This window comes from Kitasatospora indigofera, from assembly GCF_014655955.1.
Classification (GTDB): domain Bacteria; phylum Actinomycetota; class Actinomycetes; order Streptomycetales; family Streptomycetaceae; genus Kitasatospora; species Kitasatospora indigofera.
On sequence record NZ_BNBO01000013.1, the window covers coordinates 147,077 to 165,731 of the forward strand.

General features: G+C 74.0%; 18 protein-coding genes. 13 read left to right on the forward strand and 5 right to left on the reverse strand.

What is annotated here, in order from left to right; translation table 11 throughout:
• Nucleotides 1-110: 110 nt before the first annotated feature.
• Complete coding sequence (locus tag IE329_RS14700) at nucleotides 111-941, reverse strand: methyltransferase domain-containing protein (protein WP_190211307.1); 831 nt, start codon at nucleotides 939-941, stop codon at nucleotides 111-113.
• Nucleotides 942-1,390: 449 nt separating this feature from the next.
• Here IE329_RS14700 and mshA point away from each other — a divergent pair, with 449 nt between their 5' ends.
• Both mshA and IE329_RS14710 read left to right on the forward strand, forming a co-directional pair.
• Nucleotides 1,391-2,695, forward strand: coding sequence for a D-inositol-3-phosphate glycosyltransferase (gene mshA, locus IE329_RS14705; RefSeq protein WP_229927446.1), 1,305 nt, complete (start codon nucleotides 1,391-1,393; stop codon nucleotides 2,693-2,695).
• Between the two features lie 184 nt (nucleotides 2,696-2,879).
• A complete protein-coding gene (locus IE329_RS14710; RefSeq protein WP_190211309.1) occupies nucleotides 2,880-3,440 on the forward strand; it encodes a type III secretion system chaperone family protein in 561 nt (186 codons plus the stop codon).
• 18 nt (nucleotides 3,441-3,458) lie between these two features.
• Here IE329_RS14710 and IE329_RS14715 read toward each other — a convergent pair whose 3' ends face one another.
• Complete coding sequence (locus IE329_RS14715) at nucleotides 3,459-4,841, reverse strand: MDR family MFS transporter (RefSeq protein ID WP_190211310.1); 1,383 nt, start codon at nucleotides 4,839-4,841, stop codon at nucleotides 3,459-3,461.
• Between the two features lie 148 nt (nucleotides 4,842-4,989).
• Here IE329_RS14715 and IE329_RS14720 point away from each other — a divergent pair, with 148 nt between their 5' ends.
• Both IE329_RS14720 and IE329_RS14725 read left to right on the forward strand, forming a co-directional pair.
• Nucleotides 4,990-5,748 (forward strand): phosphoglyceromutase, encoded by a 759-nt coding sequence (locus IE329_RS14720; protein WP_073924507.1) that lies wholly within the window; start codon nucleotides 4,990-4,992, stop codon nucleotides 5,746-5,748.
• A 300-nt stretch (nucleotides 5,749-6,048) separates the two neighbouring features.
• The gene (locus IE329_RS14725) at nucleotides 6,049-6,636 is read left to right on the forward strand and encodes a lytic polysaccharide monooxygenase auxiliary activity family 9 protein (protein WP_073924506.1); all 588 of its coding nucleotides are present in this window, start codon (nucleotides 6,049-6,051) and stop codon (nucleotides 6,634-6,636) included.
• A gap of 293 nt (nucleotides 6,637-6,929) precedes the next feature.
• On the opposite strand, the gene IE329_RS14730 is transcribed toward IE329_RS14725, so the two are convergent.
• Together IE329_RS14730 and phoU are read right to left on the reverse strand one after the other, a co-directional pair.
• The gene (locus IE329_RS14730) at nucleotides 6,930-7,106 is read right to left on the reverse strand and encodes a hypothetical protein (RefSeq protein ID WP_190211311.1); all 177 of its coding nucleotides are present in this window, start codon (nucleotides 7,104-7,106) and stop codon (nucleotides 6,930-6,932) included.
• A 325-nt stretch (nucleotides 7,107-7,431) separates the two neighbouring features.
• Nucleotides 7,432-8,112, reverse strand: coding sequence for a phosphate signaling complex protein PhoU (phoU, locus tag IE329_RS14735; protein WP_073924505.1), 681 nt, complete (start codon nucleotides 8,110-8,112; stop codon nucleotides 7,432-7,434).
• A gap of 302 nt (nucleotides 8,113-8,414) precedes the next feature.
• Between phoU and IE329_RS14740 the strand changes: the two genes are divergently transcribed.
• Complete coding sequence (locus IE329_RS14740; protein ID WP_190211312.1) at nucleotides 8,415-9,698, forward strand: sensor histidine kinase; 1,284 nt, start codon at nucleotides 8,415-8,417, stop codon at nucleotides 9,696-9,698.
• On the forward strand, nucleotides 9,695-10,390 hold the full coding sequence (locus tag IE329_RS14745) for a response regulator transcription factor (RefSeq protein WP_073924503.1): 696 nt from the start codon (nucleotides 9,695-9,697) through the stop codon (nucleotides 10,388-10,390). Before IE329_RS14740 ends, IE329_RS14745 begins: the two co-directional genes overlap by 4 nt.
• 100 nt (nucleotides 10,391-10,490) lie before the next feature.
• Here the strand turns inward: IE329_RS14745 and IE329_RS14750 are convergent, their stop codons facing one another.
• Nucleotides 10,491-11,168 carry a DUF461 domain-containing protein gene (locus tag IE329_RS14750; protein WP_190211313.1) on the reverse strand — a complete coding sequence of 226 codons (678 nt, stop codon included), beginning with the start codon at nucleotides 11,166-11,168 and terminating at the stop codon, nucleotides 10,491-10,493.
• Nucleotides 11,169-11,713: 545 nt separating this feature from the next.
• On the opposite strand from IE329_RS14750, the gene IE329_RS14755 reads away from it, so the two are divergent.
• The 7 genes from IE329_RS14755 to IE329_RS14785 all read left to right on the forward strand — a co-directional run bounded on the left by IE329_RS14755 (nucleotide 11,714) and on the right by IE329_RS14785 (nucleotide 18,571).
• The gene (locus tag IE329_RS14755; RefSeq protein WP_030244332.1) at nucleotides 11,714-12,196 is read left to right on the forward strand and encodes a CarD family transcriptional regulator; all 483 of its coding nucleotides are present in this window, start codon (nucleotides 11,714-11,716) and stop codon (nucleotides 12,194-12,196) included.
• 192 nt (nucleotides 12,197-12,388) lie between these two features.
• Nucleotides 12,389-13,111, forward strand: a complete 723-nt coding sequence (gene ispD, locus IE329_RS14760; protein WP_190211314.1) for a 2-C-methyl-D-erythritol 4-phosphate cytidylyltransferase — start codon at nucleotides 12,389-12,391, stop codon at nucleotides 13,109-13,111.
• Nucleotides 13,101-13,625 (forward strand): 2-C-methyl-D-erythritol 2,4-cyclodiphosphate synthase, encoded by a 525-nt coding sequence (ispF, locus tag IE329_RS14765; protein ID WP_190211315.1) that lies wholly within the window; start codon nucleotides 13,101-13,103, stop codon nucleotides 13,623-13,625. The genes ispD and ispF overlap by 11 nt, the downstream gene beginning before the upstream one ends.
• 153 nt (nucleotides 13,626-13,778) lie before the next feature.
• Complete coding sequence (locus IE329_RS14770) at nucleotides 13,779-14,174, forward strand: PPOX class F420-dependent oxidoreductase (RefSeq protein WP_190211316.1); 396 nt, start codon at nucleotides 13,779-13,781, stop codon at nucleotides 14,172-14,174.
• 107 nt (nucleotides 14,175-14,281) lie between these two features.
• Nucleotides 14,282-15,676 (forward strand): cysteine--tRNA ligase, encoded by a 1,395-nt coding sequence (gene cysS / locus IE329_RS14775; RefSeq protein ID WP_190211317.1) that lies wholly within the window; start codon nucleotides 14,282-14,284, stop codon nucleotides 15,674-15,676.
• A gap of 122 nt (nucleotides 15,677-15,798) precedes the next feature.
• Nucleotides 15,799-16,794 carry a 23S rRNA (guanosine(2251)-2'-O)-methyltransferase RlmB gene (rlmB, locus tag IE329_RS14780; protein ID WP_190211318.1) on the forward strand — a complete coding sequence of 332 codons (996 nt, stop codon included), beginning with the start codon at nucleotides 15,799-15,801 and terminating at the stop codon, nucleotides 16,792-16,794.
• A 211-nt stretch (nucleotides 16,795-17,005) separates the two neighbouring features.
• On the forward strand, nucleotides 17,006-18,571 hold the full coding sequence (locus IE329_RS14785) for a DoxX family protein (RefSeq protein ID WP_229927442.1): 1,566 nt from the start codon (nucleotides 17,006-17,008) through the stop codon (nucleotides 18,569-18,571).
• The last annotated feature ends 84 nt before the right edge of the window (nucleotides 18,572-18,655 follow it).

Below are 18,655 nucleotides of genomic sequence, written 5' to 3' on the forward strand. Positions count from 1 at the left end.
CACCAGCCCCGCGACCGAGGCACCCGCTGAAGCACCCGCCGCGCCGTCCGCCGCGGCAGCCGCCGGCCCTGCCCCTCTCGCCCGGGCGGCTCCGGCCCGGTCCCGACCCGCTACGGCGCCAGCGCCGTCCAGGGCACGGTGACCTCCCCCTGCCGCCACCGGCCGCGCGCGTCGACCAGTGGCCAGCTGCCGCCCAGCGCCGTGCACGCGGCCACCCAGCGCTGCCGGGCACCGAAGGCCCCGTAGGGTGCGGCGGCCGCCCAGGCTCGGTCGAAGTCGGCCAGGAAGGCGTGCACCGGCCGGCCGGGCACGTTGTGGTGGATCAGCGCCTTCGGGAGTCGTTCGGCCAGGTCGGAGGGCTGCCCCAGGCCGCCGAGGCGCGCCGCGAAGGTGACCGTCCGGGGGCCCTCGGGGCCGATCGCGACCCAGACGTGCCGCCGCCCGATCTCGTCGCAGGTGCCCTCGACCAGCAAGCCGTCCGGCGCCAGCCGCCCGCGCAGCCGGTCCCAGACGGCGGCCACCGCCGACTCCTCGTACTGCCGCAGCACGTTCGCCGCCCGGATCAGCTGCGCCGGCGCGCCGCCGTCCAGCGGCACCTCGAAGCCCCCGCGCCGGAAGGTCAGCAGCGGCGGCAGCGCGTACGGGAGCGCCGCCGCGACCCGCTCCGGCTCGATCTCGATCCCCACCACCCGGACGTCCGCCCGGACGGCCCGCAGCCGGGCGGACAGCTCGACCGCCGTCCACGGCGCGGCCCCGTACCCCAGGTCGACCGCCACCGGCGGCCGCTCGGGCGCGCGCAGCGCCGGGCCCAGGGTGTGGGCGATCCAGCGGTCCATCCGCCGCAGCCGGTTGGTGTTGGTGGTCCCGCGGGTGACCGTTCCGACCGGCCGGGCCGCCCGGCCCCGGGCCGACGGAGGTGCGGGATCGAAGGAGGCGGCCATCCCAGCAGGGTACGCGCAGCCCCCGGGCGGATCTCATGGAGCGGGCGGGAATGCGGGCCGGAGGCCCGTGGTTGGCACACTGGTGGCGACGTGCGCCCGGTCGGCCCCACGGCCGGGCAGACGCCGCCGACCGGTGTGCGCGAGCCCGCGCGCACCGCCGCGCCCGCGGAGCGGTGGCCCGAGCCAGGGCGGCCGGCCCGGGGGAGCGGCGAGGCGGAACCGGTGGGGTACGGCGGTGCGGCGGTCCCGCGCCGCGCGGTACGACCGGCCGCCGCGGCGCAGCGGTGGCACGGGGGGATCGCCGCGACCGGGCGGCGGTACGCGGCAGCGTCGCCGCGGCACGGCAGTGGCAGCAGGAAGTGGGGGAGCACAGAGGAGGCTTCAGCCAGGTGATCCAGGACCCCGTCCGTTCGGTTCGTCGTGTCCAGGGCCAGCCAGGCCGCGGCCGTCTGCAGACCTTGGTCGGCGGCAGGTCGCGCCGGCCACGCCGGATAGCCATGCTGAGCGTGCACACCTCGCCCCTGCACCAGCCCGGCACCGGTGACGCGGGCGGGATGAACGTCTACATCGTCGAGCTGGCCAAGCGCCTCGCCGAGCTCAACATCGAGGTGGAGGTGTTCACCCGGGCGGTCTGCTCGGACGACGCCCCCACCGTCGAGCTGGCCCCGGGCGTGCTGGTGCGGCACGTCACCGCCGGGCCGTACGAGGGCCTGATCAAGGAGGACCTGCCGGCCCAGCTGTGCGCCTTCACCCACGGCGTGCTGCGGACCGAGGCCGGTCACCGCCCCGGGCACTACGACCTCGTCCACTCGCACTACTGGCTCTCCGGCCAGGTCGGCTGGCTGGCCGCGCAGCGCTGGGGCGTGCCACTGGTGCACACCATGCACACCATGGCCAAGGTCAAGAACGCCGCGCTGGCCGAGGGCGACAGCCCCGAGCCGCCGGCCCGGGTGATCGGCGAGACGCAGGTGGTCGAGGCAGCCGACCGGCTGATCGCCAACACCGCCGAGGAGGCGGCCGAGCTGGCCCTGCACTACGCCGCCCGGCCCGACCAGCTCGCGGTCGTCCACCCCGGCGTCAACCTCGACGTCTTCCGCCCGGGCGACCAGGCGGCCGCCAGGGCCCGGCTGGGCCTCCCGCAGGACGCCGCGGTGCTGCTGTTCGCCGGCCGGATCCAGCCGCTGAAGGCCCCGGACGTCCTGCTGCGCGCGGTCGCGGTGCTGCTCGACCGGCAGCCCGGGCTGCGCGAGCACCTGGTGGTCCCGATCGTCGGCGGCCCCTCCGGCAGCGGGCTCGCCAAGCCGGAGAGCCTGCACAAGCTGGCCGCCGAGCTCGGCATCAGCGACGTGGTCCGGTTCCATCCGCCGGTCGGGCAGGACCGCCTCGCCGACTGGTACCGCGCCGCGACGGCGCTGGTGATGCCCTCGTACAGCGAGTCCTTCGGCCTGGTCGCCCTGGAGGCGCAGGCCTGCGGGACGCCCGTGGTGGCCGCGGCCGTCGGCGGCCTGCCGGTGGCCGTCCGCGACGGCGTGACGGGCACCCTGGTGGCCGGGCACGACCCCGGGGACTGGGCCCGGGCACTGGCGCCCTACGCCACCGAGCCCGGCCTGGTCCGTGACCGGGGCCGGGCCGCCGCCCGGCACGCCGCCGAGTTCGGCTGGGGCGCCGCCGCCGCCGGCACCGCCGAGGTGTACGCGGGAACCCTGAGCCGGCCCGCCGGCCGGCTCACCGGCTCCCGCCTGCGGCTGGCCTGACCCTCGGCGAGGGCGCCCGGGGTGCCCGCGCGGCCCGGGGGCCCGGCGCCCTGGCGGGCCGCTGCGGGCGGCCGCCCGCCCCGGCGCCGCGCCGGCCGCCCGCCCCGGCCCGTCCGGCCGCGCACCGGGGCCGCGCGGTGACCGTTGCTGCGCACCGGCGGTACCGGCGAGTAACGTCACCCCCATGGCAATCCGCACCAAGGACGAGGCCCTGACCCTCCTGCGTACCGCCCTGGACGAAGCCGGGGTGGCCTGGGAGCCCGCCGCCACCGACCCGTTCACGCTGGTCGCGACGCTGCCGGGGACCCGCAAACTGAGCACCGCCTGCGCGCTGCGGGTCGGCGACCACACGCTCTCCGTGAACGCCTTCGTGATCCGCCGCCCGGACGAGAACCACGAAGGCGTCTACCGCTGGCTGCTGGAGCGCAACACCAAGCTCTACGGGGTCGCGTACGCGATCGACGCGCTCGGGGACGTCTACCTCGCCGGCCGGCTGCCGCTGGAGGCGCTGACCCCCGAATCGGTGGACCGCCTGCTCGGCACGGTCCTGCAGAGCGCCGACGAGCCGTTCAACACCCTGCTGGAACTCGGCTTCGCCTCCGCGATCCGCCGCGAGTGGGAGTGGCGCACCAAGCGCGGTGAGTCGACCCGGAACCTCGACGCCTTCGCCCACCTCGCCGGCCCCGCCGCGGGCCGGCCGGCCGCCGGCGACGCGGCGCCGGCCGAGGGCCCGGCCCCGGCCTGAGCCCGGGCCCGTCGGGCCTCAGGCGGTGTTCTCCCCGGTGCCGCCGACGCGGTCGGCGGCACCGACGGACCTGACGGCGCCGCCGGTGCTGCCGGTGCTGTCCATGACCTGGTCCGCGCGCAGCTGCTTCGGCAGCACCACCCCGTCCGCCTCGGGCACGGCCCCGTTCGCCCCGGGCACGGCCACGGTCACCGACGGCGCCGGCGTCCGGCCGCCGACCACCAGGTAACCCGCGGCGGCGAGCGTTCCGCAGACCGCACAGGCGCCCCAGACGGCGCCCCCGCCCGCGTACTGCAGCAGCAGGCCGCCGACGGCCGGGCCGAGGAAGGACGCCAGCGACCAGGAGAGCGAGTAGACGCCCTGGTAGCGGCCGCGCGCGTGGGCCGGGGAGAGTTCGGCGACCAGGCCCATCATGGTCGGCGCGTTCATGATCTCGCCGATCGTCCAGATCGCGACGGTGACCGCGAAGAACGTCGCGGAGGAGCCCGCCAGGGCCGTCAGCCCGAAGCCCCAGCCGGTCAGCAGCGCGCCGGCGACCAGCAGCGCCGTCCGGTTGCGGCCCTCCATCAGCCGGGTCACCGGGATCTGCAGCAGCACGATCAGCAGGCCGTTGAGGCCGATCACCAGCCCGTACCGGCTGCTGGAGATGCCGGCCTGCCCCATGTCGACGGCCAGGGTGGTGCTGCCCTGCTGGGCGACCAGGGCCAGCAGCAGGTTGAGCGCGACCACGGTCATGAACCGGGCGTCGCGGAACACGGTGGCCAGGCCGACGGCCGGCCCGTCCGGACGGAGGGCGGGCGTGTCGGGCCTGGTCTCCGGGATCTTCACGAAGACGACCACCGCGCAGAGCAGCGTGGAGAGCGCGTCCAGCAGGAACAGCGTCAGGTAGCCGTGGGTGGCGATCAGGCCGGCCGCGGCGGCGGAGACCCCGAAGCCGATGTTGATCGCCCAGTAGTTCAGCGAGTAGGCCCGGACCCGGTCGGCGGCGGGCACCAGGTCCGCGATCATCGCGGAGACGGCGGGCCGGGAGGCGTTGTTGAAGAGCCCGACCAGGAAGGCGACCACGGCGATCGTCACCGGGCCGTCCGAGAAGCCCAGCACCGCGGTGAAGACCGCCGTGCCGAGCTGGGCGGCGACCAGGGTCGGCCGGCGGCCGGCCCGGTCGGTCAGTACCCCGGCGCCGATCGCGGCGACGGCCGAGCCGAGCCCGAAGAGCGCGGCGACCAGACCGGCGTAGGAGGCCGAGTAGCCACGGTCGGCGGTCAGGTACAGGGCCAGGAAGGTGACCACGAACCCACCGAGCCGGTTGACCAGCGTGGAGGTCCAGAGCCACCAGAACTGGCGCGGGAGGCCGCCCAGCGTCTCCCGCGCGGTGCTGCTGATTCTGGCGGGGACGGGCATGCGGGGCTCCCGGACGGCAGGTGTCGCGATGAGCGGTACGGGGTGGATCGGACACCGGGACAGTAAGTGGCGCTGACGATGGGCACACATTACACAGCGCCCCCGGTGCCTGTCAGGCCCTTAAAACCCCTCCACTAAGCTGGGGGTCATGGCTGATACGACCTACCGACTGATCCTGCTCCGCCACGGCGAGAGCCAGTGGAACCAGAAGAACCTGTTCACCGGTTGGGTCGACGTCGACCTCAACGAGAAGGGCGAGAAGGAGGCCGCCCGCGGTGGCGAGCTGCTCGCCGCCGAAGGCTTCCTCCCCGACGTGCTGCACACCTCGCTGCTGCGCCGCGCCATCCGCACCTCGCAGATCGCGCTGGACAAGGCCGACCGGCACTGGATCCCGGTCAGCCGCAGCTGGCGGCTGAACGAGCGCCACTACGGCGCCCTGCAGGGCAAGGACAAGGCCCAGACGCTCGCCGAGTTCGGCGAGGAGCAGTTCCAGCTCTGGCGCCGCTCGTACGACACCCCGCCGCCGGTGCTGGCCGACGACAACGAGTACTCGCAGGCCGGCGACGCCCGCTACGCCGAGATCCCGAGCGAGCTGCGTCCGCGGACCGAGTGCCTCAAGGACGTCGTCGACCGGATGCTGCCGTACTGGTACGACGCGATCGTCCCGGACCTCGCCGCCGGCAAGACCGTCCTGGTCACCGCCCACGGCAACAGCCTGCGGGCGCTGGTCAAGCACCTCGACGGCATCTCCGACGAGGACATCGCGGGCCTGAACATCCCGACCGGCATCCCGCTGGTCTACGAGCTCGACGCCGACTTCAAGCCGGTCGTCAAGGGCGGCCGCTACCTCGACGCCGACGCCGCCGCGGCGGCCATCGAGGCGGTCAAGAACCAGGGCAAGAAGTAGTCCGAACCCCCTTCGGCCGGTCCGGCCCCGCTCCCCGCATCCGGGGCGCGGGGCCGTTTCGCGTTTCCGGCGAGGCGGCCGGCGAGGTGGCCGGAGTCGGCGGAGGTGCTTGCCGGGCAGGGGTGCTGACCGTCCGTCAAGGCCCGGTGTCCCAAAATGGTTCAGACCATTGACGCTCGGGTGTCCCGGCTTCTAGCGTGGGGGTACTGGCCTGGCGCAGGCATGCCAACGAACTCTGTCGGCCGCTCCCCACACGCGGCCTGTGTCCGGCGTGTTCATCCACCCCCACGGAGGAGCACCATGCGCAAACGTCATGTTCTCGCGGCGACCCTCGCGGCCGCCGCCGTCCCGCTGGGTCTCGCGTTCCCCGCCCAGTCGCACGGCTACATCTCGACCCCGCCGAGCCGCGCCGCCCTGTGCGCGGCGGGCACCGTCACCGGCTGCGGTGACATCCAGTGGGAGCCGCAGAGCGTGGAGGGCCCGAAGGGCTTCCCGTCGGGCGGCCCGTCCGACGGCACCATCTGCGCGGGCGGGAACTCCCGGTTCGCCCAGCTGGACGCCCCGCGCGGCGGCAACTGGCCCAGCACCAAGGTGACGGCGGGGCAGAAGCTCACCTTCACCTGGAAGTTCACCGCGCGGCACGCCACCACGTCGTTCCGGTACTTCCTGACCAAGGCCGGCTACAACGCCACCCAGCCGGTGACCCGGGCCAACCTGGACCTCACGCCGTTCCTGACCGTGCCCTACAACGGTGCCCAGCCGCCGACCACGCTCAGCCACTCCGCGACCCTGCCCACCGGCCGTACCGGGCACCAGGTCGTCGTCGCGGTCTGGGAGATCGCCGACACCGGCAACGCGTTCTACTCCTGCACCGATCTGACGTTCTGAGCGCGCTGACCGCTCCGAGCAGGCCGGACCCGCGGTGAGAGACCGCGGGCACGGTCCGAGGCTGTCCCGGGCCTGGTCCTGAGCCTGGCCCGGGCAGACCGCGGCCGGCCGGGGTGCCCCGCAACGGAGCGGTGGCACCCCGGCCGGCCTTCGGTCGTTCCCGCGCGGTCGACACCGCGCGTCCTTCCCGCGCAGGCTGACCGGCGCCGGCTGTCCCGCGCCTGATGCCGGGCGCGGGGTGCGGGCAGCCGGCCCGGCGGGCCCGTGCCGGAGGGCGGTGCGGGCGGAAGGGGTCAGTGGCCGCAGCAGCCGCCGCTCGCGCCGCCGCACTGGCAGGGCGCGCCGCTCTGGCAGCCGCAGCCGCAGCCGGGACCGCAGCCGCAGCCGGCGGCGAGGACGGGCAGCAACCGGGGAGTGGTGGGCTCGGAGGTACGGACCGGGGGCGCCGGCCGGGTGGGGGTTGCCTTCATGGTGCTGGACCCTCCTCGTGACGGGCACACTTCTGTGCCTACACGTCGAGTGAAGCGTCGCGCCCGGGGAGCGTCAACGGGCGCGCGGGGGTGGGGGCCCGGCCTGCCGTGCTCCCTCACCACCGCCGCCCGCGGTTTAGAGCGACGGGCCCAAGGTGGGAGGTGACGGGGGACGTACGCCCCCCGGCCACCCCGAGGCGGCGTCGGTCGCCGCGGCCCCGCCCCCGGCCCCCGGCCGGAGCCACCCCCGGTCCGGCCTGGTCCGGCCTCGCGATCCGCGTCCCCGACGCCGCCCCTCCATTGACCCACCCCGGGCCGGACGGTCCTACTCCGAGGTTGCCGCCTCGCCCGAGGCGACGAACTCCTCGACGTGCTCGCCCGTCACCAGGTAGACGACCCGCTTCGCCACCGAGACCGCGTGGTCGGCGAAGCGCTCGTAGTAGCGGCCGACCAGCGTGACGTCCACGCCGGTCTCGATACCGTGCTGCCAGCGGTCGTCGATCAGGTGTGCGAACAGCTCGCGGTGCAGGGCGTCGATGGCGTCGTCGTCCCGCTCCAGTTCCAGGGCCGCGTCGACGTCCTTGGTGGCGATGACCAGGCCGGCCTTGGCCACCAGGCGCTGGGCGAGCTGGCCCATCTCCAGGACGATCGGGTGCAGGTCGTTGGGCACGGCCGACGCCGGGTAGCGCAGCCGCGCGACCTTGGCGACGTGCCGGGCCAGGTCGCCGCAGCGCTCCAGGTCGGCGCTCATCCGCAGCGAGGTGACCACGATCCGCAGGTCGGTGGCGACCGGCTGCTGGCGGGCGAGCAGGTCGATCGCCCGGTTCTCCAGGTCGTGGTGGAGGGCGTTGACCTTCTCGTCCGCGGCGATCACGCTCTCGGCGAGCGCCAGGTCCGCGTCGAGCAGCGCGGTGGTGGCGCGGCCCATGGCCGAACCGACCAGCCGGGCCATCTCGACCAGGCTGTCGCCGATCGAGTCGAGTTCCTCGTGGTACGCGTCGCGCATGCTCTCTCCTCAGAAGCTGTGTCGGTGGCGGTGCCGACCGGTCGCCCCGCAGTCCGGGGACTGGCGGGACGGCCGCTGCTGGTGGCGCGAATCGTACGCGCGCACCAGGGGCGGCGGGCGGGTGTCCGCTGCCGCTGCCCCGTCCCACACGGGCCGTGCCACCACACTGGGCCGTCCGGGCGACGCCGCCCGCGCCGACCGGTGAATCGACGGCTACCTGAAGGTGAATTCTCGGCAACGTCAGGCCGATGCCTTGATCGGACCCTGGGGGAGGGCCTCCGGGATGCGCTTACGCTGGCCACATGGACGTGAATGTGGCCGCCGCCGCTGCCTGCGCCATAGCCGGGCTCGGCGTCGGTCTCACGGCCGCCATCGCCTTCCGTTGGAGCGAACGCGAACAGGCCCGCGACCGGCACGGCAGCAGCGGCAAGAACGCGAACGGCACCACCGGCACCCAGGAGTCCCCGCTGCCTCCCGGCGTGGACACGGTGCTCTCGGTGCTGCGCTCGTGCGCGATCGTGCTCGGGGACGGCGACGAGGTGGTCAAGGCCAGCTCCGCCGCCTACGCGATGGGCCTGGTCAGGGGCGGCGCGGTGGCCGTCGACCAGATGCTCTCGCTGGCCCGGGCGACCCGCCGCGACGGGGAGATCCGCCAGGCGGAGCTGGAACTGCCCCGCCCGGGCGTGGCCCGCGCCGCCGACCCGCTGGCGGTCTCCGTCCGGGTCGCGCCGCTCGGCTCCCGCCTGGTGCTGGTGCTGGTCGAGGACCTCACCGAGCGCCGCCGGGTGGAGGCCGTCCGCCGCGACTTCGTCGCCAACGTCAGCCATGAGCTCAAGACCCCGGTCGGCGCGCTCTCGCTGCTCTCCGAGGCGGTCGCCGACGCCTCCGACGACCCGGAGGCGGTGCAGCGCTTCGCCGGCCGGATGCAGATCGAGGCGACCAGGCTGGCCAGCCTGGTCCAGGAGATCATCGACCTGTCGCGGGTCCAGGACGACCGGTTGATGGTCGACCCGGAGCCGGTGCCGGTGGACGAGCTGATCGCCGAGGCGATCGACCGCTGCCGGCAGCAGGCCGCCGCCAAGCAGATCCACATCGCGGCCGGCGGCATCGCCGGGCTCTACCTGCACGGCAACCGCGGCCAGCTGGCCGCGGCGCTGGGCAACCTGGTGGAGAACGCCGTCAACTACAGCCCGCCGCGGACCCGGGTGGCCATCGCGACCCGCCGGATCTCCAGTGCGGCGGCGCTCGGCGAGGCGGACGGCGAGCTGATCGAGATCTCGGTGACCGACCAGGGCATCGGCATCTCCGAGAAGGACCGCGAACGGGTCTTCGAACGCTTCTACCGGGTGGACCCGGCCCGGTCCCGCCAGACCGGCGGCACCGGCCTCGGCCTCTCCATCGTCAAGCACGTGGCCGCCTCGCACGGCGGCACCGTCTCGGTCTGGAGCGTCGAGGGCCAGGGCTCCACCTTCACCGTCCGGCTGCCCGCCGGGCAGGCCCCCGGCGACGGACCGCTCGCCGGCGAGTCGTCCGCCCACCCCCTGTCATCCCCATCCCCCCAGCTTGCCCCGGAGGCCCGAAAGTGACCCGAGTACTGGTGGTCGAGGACGAGGAGTCGTTCAGCGACGCCCTCTCGTACATGCTCCGCAAGGAAGGCTTCGAGGTGGCCATCGCGGCCACCGGGCCCGACGCCCTGGAGCAGTTCGAACGCAACGGCGCCGACCTCGTCCTGCTCGACCTGATGCTCCCGGGCCTGCCCGGTACCGAGGTCTGCCGCCAGCTGCGGGTGCGTTCCAACGTGCCGGTGATCATGGTGACGGCCAAGGACAGCGAGATCGACAAGGTGGTCGGCCTGGAGATAGGGGCGGACGACTACGTCACCAAGCCGTACTCCACCCGCGAGCTGGTCGCCCGGATCCGCGCGGTGCTCCGCCGCCGCGGTGAGGACGGCGGCCCGGGCGCGGACGGCGGCGGCCCCGGCGCGCTGGAGGCGGGACCGGTCCGGATGGACGTCGACCGGCACGTGGTGACGGTGGACGGCGCCAAGGTCGACCTGCCGCTCAAGGAGTTCGACCTGCTGGAGATGCTGCTGCGCAACGCCGGCCGGGTGCTGACCCGGATGCAGCTGATCGACCGGGTCTGGGGCGCCGACTACGTCGGTGACACCAAGACGCTGGACGTCCACGTGAAGCGCCTGCGGGCCAAGATCGAGCCGGACCCGGGCGCCCCGCGGTACCTGGTGACGGTCCGCGGCCTCGGCTACAAGTTCGAGCCGTAACCGCGCGCCGCACGGCCGGGGCCCCGCGCCCCGTACGACGGCCCCCGCCCCCCAGGAGGGGGGACGGGGGCCGTCGCGTTCGTCCGGGTGCCGCGTCGGGTCAGTGCGCGGCGGCGATCGGGCTGCCCGAGGCGGTGGGGCTGCCGGAGGCGGCCGGGCCGGTGGGCTTGGCACCGGCCGTGGCCGTGGCGCCGGCCGTGGGGCTGGGCGCGGCGGCCGGGCTGGCCGTGCCGGCGGCGGGCGAGGCCGGGGCGGAGGGCGTGGGGGTCGGGCCGAAGCCCTTGTAGTAGCCGAAGTTCGCGTAGACGGCCGCCTCGGCCTGGACCTGGCCGGCCTTCTCGAAGGCGAAGGTGGTCGGCACGAAGCCGCCGACCTGGAGGGTCGCCGAGGCGAGGCGGGCCGTGGGCTGGCCCGGGCCGCCGAGCAGCACCGCGTCGCCGGGCTTGATGATCAGCTCCTTGAGGGGCGCGCCGCTCGGGTCGGTGAGGGTCGCCGTCCCGCCGCCCTCGACGCTGATGGACTCCAGCCTGGCCGGCTCGGCGCCGGTGTTGCTGATGTTGACCGTCACGTTGGCGGGCCCGGTGTGCTCGCCCGAGGTCTCGTCCCCGGTGACGACGACGATGTTGTTCAGCCTGAGGTCGGTGCCGAGGGTCACCGACGTGTTGTCCGGCTTGACCTCCAGCGTCTCCGCGTTGTTGCCGGCCGCGCAGGCGGACAGCGAGGCGATGGCGATGGCGGCGATGGCGGCGAGGCTGCCGCGTCGAAGGCTGCGGCTCACGGCGGCGGCTTCTCCTTGGTCACGTTTCGGATGGTCAGGGCCCAGGTTACCGACCGCTGTTATCCGCTCATCATGGGGTGGCCCCGTGTCGCGGGCCGAGTCCGGCGGGCCGCCGGCGGCGGGGCGGGCGGGGCGGGCGCCGACGGGGCCGGGACGGGTCGCACGGATCTCCCGCCGACCCGCCGCAGTGCGGGCGTGGCGTGCACGCCCCCGGACACCTCCGCGCGCCGCGCCGGAGGATTCGCCGCCCACGAACCAGGCCCGGGCCTGCCCGGCCGTCATGGACCAAGATCGGATCACGATCGGGAAACGGCGGGATAAAGAGCGAAAACTCAAGATCCAATCATGGTTTCGTGAGTGTTGCAGCAGGTTTCGCCCGGCGCCGGAACCGCCTCCGACCTGCGGGAAGCCTCCGTCGACGACCGGTCGCAGCACGTCATGGGGGTGCTTGTCAAGCCCCGAGACCGGCCCTGACCTGCGAAAACGCCCTTCGGGTGCGCCGAAAAGCGTGTTATTCTGGAAAGCCACGGAAGGGGTCCTGTCACATGACGTTCAAGGTTGGCGACACGGTGGTCTACCCCCATCACGGGGCTGCGCTGATCGAGGCCATCGAAATTCGCCAGATCAAAGGTGTGGACAAGACCTACCTGGTGCTGAAGGTGCAGCAGGGTGACCTGACGCTGCGCGTGCCCGCCGAGAACGCAGAGTTCGTCGGTGTGCGCGATGTGGTCGGCCAGGAGGGTCTGGACCGGGTCTTCGAGGTGCTTCGCGCACCGTACACCGAAGAGCCGACCAACTGGTCCCGCCGCTACAAGGCGAACCTCGAAAAGCTTGCTTCGGGCGACGTTATCAAGGTCGCCGAGGTTGTGCGCGACCTTTGGCGTCGCGAGCGCGAGCGCGGGCTGTCCGCGGGCGAGAAGCGGATGCTCGCCAAGGCGCGCCAGATCCTGGTCAGCGAGCTCGCGCTGGCCGAGAACACCAACGAGGACAAGGCGGAGACGCTGCTCGACGAGGTGCTGGCCTCGTAGTTCCGCGTTCCACGTTCACAGCGCCCGATGCCGGCGCGCCGCTCAGGGCGCTCATGCTCCCCGATGTGGTGCAGTGGCACTTCGGGCGCTGAGGCGTGTCCGGAAGGGGTCGCGTCCGTCGTGCACGCCATGGCCATACCCACTTCGCCGAAGGAGTGAAACCTGAACACGGCAGCAGCAGTCGCAGCAGCAGTGGTGCCCGCCGCCGGTCGCGGTGAGCGGCTGGGGCCGGGAGCCCCCAAAGCCCTGCGGGAACTCGGCGGGGTGCCGCTGCTCGTGCACGCCGTCCGGGCGCTGGCCCGCAGCCGGGCCGTCGGCCTGGTCGTGGTCGCCGCGCCGCCCGAGGGGGTGGCCGAGGTGGTGACCCTGCTCGGCAGCCACGGCCTGGAGGGCAAGGACGTCCGGGTGGTGCCCGGCGGGGCGACCCGCCAGGAGTCGGTGCGGCTCGGGCTCGCGGCCATCCCGGCGGAGGTCGGGATCGTGCTGGTGCACGACGCGGCCCGCCCGCTCGTGCCGGTGGAGGTGGTGGACGCGGTCGCGGCCGCCGTCCGGGCCGGGGCCGAGGCCGTGGTGCCCGCGGTGCCGCTGGCCGACACCGTCAAGCGGGTCGAGCCGCAGGCCGCCGGAGCCCCCGAGCCGGTGCTCGACACGCCCGACCGCTCCACCCTGCGCGCCGTGCAGACCCCGCAGGGCTTCCGCCGGGAGGTGCTGTCGCGGGTGCACGCCGAGGCGCTGGCCGAGGAGGCCGGTGGCGGACTGCCGCCGGTCACCGACGACGCGGGCCTGGTCGAGCGCTACGGCGGCCGGGTGGTCGTGGTGCCGGGCCACGAGGAGGCCTTCAAGGTGACCCGCCCGCTGGACCTCGTGCTCGCCGAGGCCGTACTCGCCCGACGGAGGGCCTCCGATGGCTTCTGAGCCGTACACCGCACCGCTCCCGCTGATCCCCCGGGTGGGGATCGGCACCGACGTGCACGCCTTCGAGGCGGGCCGGCCGCTGCGGGTGGCCGGCCTGGACTGGCCGGACGCCGAGGTGGGCCTGGCCGGCCACTCCGACGCGGACGTCGCCGCGCACGCCGCCTGCGACGCGCTCTTCTCGGCCGCGGGCATCGGCGACCTGGGCGCGCACTTCGGCACCGACCGGCCCGAGTGGTCCGGCGCGTCCGGGGTGAAGCTGCTGGGCGAGGCGGCCCGGCTGGTCCGGGAGGCCGGCTTCGAGATCGGGAACGTCTCGGTCCAGGTGATCGGCGTCCGTCCGAAGATCGGGAAGCGCCGGGCGGAGGCGCAGGAGGCGCTCTCCGCGGCAGTCGGCGCGCCGGTCTCGGTCTCCGGCACCACCACCGACGGACTCGGCCTGACCGGCCGGGCCGAGGGCCTGGCGGCGATCGCCACCGCGCTGGTCTACCAGGTGCCCGGACACTCGTCGGAGTGAATCTTCCCGGGGGACGAACAACCGGGGAATGAAGGGTCGGTGACGCGTGTTCAGCGCAGTTGACCAAGGTGGAGGTCCCTGGGGTCGGCGCATCCCGGCCGGTGTTTCGTCACCCTTGCGACCCCGACTGTCGAGTGAACGAGAAGAGGCTCCATGGCAGCGCAACTCTCAGACCGCGCGAAGGCAGTGATCGACGGCAAGGCCTTCGCCGTGATCGCCACGGTGCAGCCGGACGGCAGCCCGCAGGCGTCCGTGGTCTGGATCAAGCGGGACGGCGACGACCTGTTGTTCTCCACGGTCGAAGGCCGGCGCAAGCACCTGAACCTGCTCAAGGATCCGCGGATCTCCCTGGTGGTCTACCCGACCGACGACCCGTACTCCTACGTGGAGGTCCGTGGCGAGGTCACCTTCAGCCACGAGGGCGGCCGGGAGCTGATCGACGAGCTGGAGCTCAAGTACCGCGGCAAGGCCAGGTACGCCTACGACACCCCCGACGCCGTGCGCGTCGTGGTCCGGCTGACCCCGCGCAAGGTGATCGGGAACCTCTGACCGGAGGGCCGGCCTCCGGTCGGCCACATGTGCGTAACGACCCCGCGGCAGCATTGACATTCAAGAATGTCGCGGGGCACCCCCCTGTGCCCACTACGCTTGACGCTGTGAGCATTCGCCTGTACGACACCGACGCCCGCCAGGTACGCGACTTCGTCCCGCTTGTACCGGGTTGTGTCTCGATCTACCTGTGTGGCGCCACCGTTCAGGCGGCCCCGCACATCGGGCACATCCGGTCCGGCCTGAACTTCGACATCATGCAGCGGTGGTTCGCCTACCGCGGCTACCAGGTCACGTTCGCCCGCAACGTCACCGACATCGACGACAAGGTGATCGCCAAGGAGCGCCAGCTGGGCACGCCCTGGTGGCAGATCGCCTACGCCAACGAGCGGGCCTTCAACGACGGCTACTCGGTGCTCGGCTGCCTGCCGCCCACCGTGGAGCCGCGGGCCACCGGGCACATCCCCGAGATGATCGAGATGATGCAGGTCCTGATCGCGAAGGGCCACGCCTACGAGGCCGACGGGAACGTCTACTTCGACGTGAAGTCCTTCCCCGACTACCTCTCGCTCTCCAACCAGAAGCTGGAGAACCTCCGCCAGCCCGAGGGCGAGGGCGAGACGGGCAAGCGGGACAGCCGCGACTTCGCCATGTGGAAGACCGCCAAGCCGGGCGAGCCGAGCTGGAGCACCCCGTGGGGCAACGGCCGTCCCGGCTGGCACCTGGAGTGCTCCGCGATGGCCCACAAGTACCTGGGCAGCTCCTTCGACATCCACGGCGGCGGGCTCGACCTGATCTTCCCGCACCACGAGAACGAGATCGCCCAGTCGAAGGCCTACGGCGACGGCTTCGCGAACTTCTGGGTGCACAACGCCTGGGTCACCATGAGCGGCGAGAAGATGAGCAAGTCGCTCGGCAACTCGGTGCTGGTCTCCGAGATGGTCCAGCGCTGGCGCCCGATCGTGCTCCGCTACTACCTGGGGGCCCCGCACTACCGGTCGATGATCGAGTACAGCGAGGAGTCGCTGCGCGAGGCCGAGGCCGGTTTCGGCCGGATCGAGGGCTTCGTCCAGCGGGTCGTGGAGCGCTGCGGCCCGGTCGAGGCTGCCGCCGAGGTGCCGCCGGCCTTCGCCGAGGCGATGGACGACGACCTGGGCGTGCCGCAGGCGCTGGCCATCGTGCACACCGCCGTCCGGCAGGGCAACAGCGCGCTGACGGCGGACGACAAGGAGAGCGCGGTAGCACGTTTGGCCGAGGTCCGTGCGATGCTCGGTGTGCTGGGCCTCGACCCGCTGGACCCGCAGTGGTCCGGCGCGGACCACGGCGAGGACCTCCACGGCGTGGTCGACTCGCTGGTCCGGCTGGTCCTGGACCAGCGGCAGGCGGCCCGGGCCCGCAAGGACTTCGCGACCGCGGACGCCATCCGCGACCAGCTCGGCCTCGCCGGGCTGGCGATCGAGGACACCCCGTCCGGCGCGCGCTGGACGATCAACAACCAGTAACCCCTCGCGCCGGAGGGGTGAGGGTGGGCCGTACCGGATCGGTGCGGCCCATCCACATGACGCAGAGCAGGTCGCGGACGGAGTCGCCGTCGGGCGTGCGAGACAGACAGGAATGAACAGCCATGGCCGGCAACAGTGCACGCAGGAACCGTCGCAACCCCGGATCGAAGAAGGGCGCGAGTGTCGGGACCGGCGGCCACAGCCGGAAGGCGCTGCAGGGCAAGGGCCCGACGCCGCCCGCCTCGGCCCGCAAGGGGCACGTCAAGCAGCGCCAGGCCAACGCGGCCGTGAAGCGCGAGATGGACGCCAAGTCGCGGGCCGGCATGCGCCGCAGCGGTGGCGGCGGGCGCGGCGGCCGCGGCGGGGCCGGCGCCGCCGAGCTGGTGGTGGGCCGCAACTCGGTGGTCGAGGCGCTCCAGGGCGGGGTGCCCGCCACCGCGCTCTACGTGATGCAGTTCATCGACACCGACGACCGCGTGCGCGAGGCCTTCCAGGCCGCCAACGAGCGCGGCATCCCGCTGATGGAGGCTCCGCGCCCGCAGCTGGACCAGATGACCGGCGGCCTGAACCACCAGGGCCTGGTGCTCCAGGTCCCGCCGTACGAGTACGCCCACCCCGAGGACCTGCTGGGCGTCGCGGCCGACCTCGGCGAGGACGCGCTGATCATGGCGCTGGACGGCGTGACCGACTCCCGCAACCTCGGCGCGGTGGTCCGCTCCGCCGCCGCCTTCGGCGCGCACGGCGTGGTCATCCCCGAGCGCCGGGCGGCCGGCATGACGGCGGGCGCCTGGAAGACCTCCTCGGGCGCGGCGGCGCGCCTCCAGGTGGCCCGCGCCACCAACCTCACCCGCGCGCTGGAGGCCTACCAGAAGGCCGGCTGCCTGGTGGTGGGCCTGGCCGCCGACGGCGAGGCCGAGGTCGGCGAGCTGGAGGCGCTCACCGGCCCGGTCGTGATCGTCGCGGGCAGCGAGGGCAAGGGCCTGTCCCGGCTGGTCTCGGAGACCTGCGACATCCGGGTGCGGATCCCGATGCCGGGTGCCACCGAGTCGCTGAACGCCGGCGTCGCGGCGGGCATCGTGCTGTACGAGGCCGCCCGGCTGCGTTCCAGGACCTCCTGACCTGCACGGATTTGGGTGAAAGCGATCGGGCCTGACCGGGCCCGATCGCTTTTCTCATGATCACTTCAAGTGGCCGCCAAGAATCCACCCGGGAGAGTGTCCTAACCGGCCGTCACCCGGTTAGACGGGTGTGGACACCAGAACACCTCGGTTCCCCGGGCAGGGCGGCACGGCGGGGATAGATTCCGGCCCCGGTCTCAACACGGTCAAGGTGCCGTCCGACCCCGCCCGGCTGAGCAGCACCCAGGCGAGCTTCCGGCTCAGACTCGGCGCCCCCGTGGCGCCGCTGATCGACGTGCCCGGCGACCTGCCGGCCTACGGCGCGGCCTTCGGCGACCCGTACGCCTCCCAGGGCTTCATCCGGCGCCCGCTGGTCACCCCGCAGGTGGTGGTCGACACGGCCGAGGTCCCGCTGCTCGCGGGCGCGGCCGTCGGCGCGCCCCGCCGCAAGGGCCGGGTCACCGCCGTCACCTGGACCGGCCAGGCCGCTCCCGGGGACATGGCCGCCACCAGGCTGCTGGAGGCCGTACGCCTCAGCACCGTGCCGGCCCCGGCCGGCGCGCGCGGCCCGGGCGCCCGGGCGGACGACGACACCCAACTGCTCCCGCCCTACGGCGGCTCCTCGACCGTGCCGCGCCAGCCGGGCTCGCCGGCCGGTCCCGGCACCACCGGCACGCCCAGGCCCTGGACGCCGGCCGGCGAACTGCCGGAGGTCTCCGCCACCGCGGCGGGCGACTCCAGGCACGCCTGGTACCCGGGCCGCCGCGTCGACCTCGGCCTCGTGCTGCTCCCGCTGCGGGTGCTGCTCGGCTCGCTCTCCGTCTACGCGGGCTTCAGCAAGCTCTGCAACCCGGTGTACTTCGACGGCGGCGACCGCGGCTCGATGATGCGCTGGCTGGCCTCGCTGCACCCCTGGCGGGTCGCCGAGCCGCTGCTGGACTTCGCGATGGCCCACCCGGTGGGCGCCGGCCTCGGCGTGGCCTTCACCGAGATCGTGGTCGGCGTGCTCTCCATCCTCGGCCTCTGGCAGCGGTTCGCGGCCGGCGCCGCGATGGTGCTCTCCGCCGCGCTGCTGTTCACCGTGAGCTGGCGGTCGGTGCCGGTCTACGACACCCCCGACCTGATCTTCCTGGCCGCCTGGAGCCCGCTGCTGATCGCCGGCGCGCCGTTCGGCTCGCTGGACGGGCGGCTCGCCCTGGAGGCCTGGCGGCGGTACGGGGCCGGCGCGCCCGGCGCCCTGCGCCGGCGGGTCCTGCGCCGGGGCGCCGTGATCACCTCCCTGGTGGTCGGGCTGACCCTGCTGCTCGGCTCGATGCTCGGTGCCGCCGTGCGCACCGGCGGCCGCCCGGCCCCCGGCCCGGCCACCCCGAGCAGCGACTACGGCACCCCGCTCTGGCCCGGCACCGCCTCGACGGCGCCGAGCCCCGCGGCGACCCCGACCGGCAAGCCCTCGCCCACGGCCTCGCACCCGCCCACCCCGACCGCGACCCCCTCGGCCTCCGCACCCGCCTCGCCGAAGGCGAGCCAGAGCGCCAAGCCCCGTTCGGGGAAGACCGACGCGGCTCCCTCGGCCGGGACGCCGAACGCCCCCGCGGCCGGAACCTCGTCCAGCGGTCGCACCGCCGCCCCCGGCGGCACGGCGCCCCGGCCGAGCCAGAGCAGCGCCGGGTCCGGTCTGCTCGGCGGTGTCCTGGGCAGCGCGCCGCTGACGGAGCTGCCCGCCCTGGGAGCCCAGCAGGGCGGCCGGGCGCAGCCCGGCACGGTGGTCTCCACCTGACCGACGCCGGCCCGGCGGGAACACCACCCGCCGGGCCGGCGGACAGCGACGAGCCGGCCGGGACACTCCCCAGGGAGTGTCCCG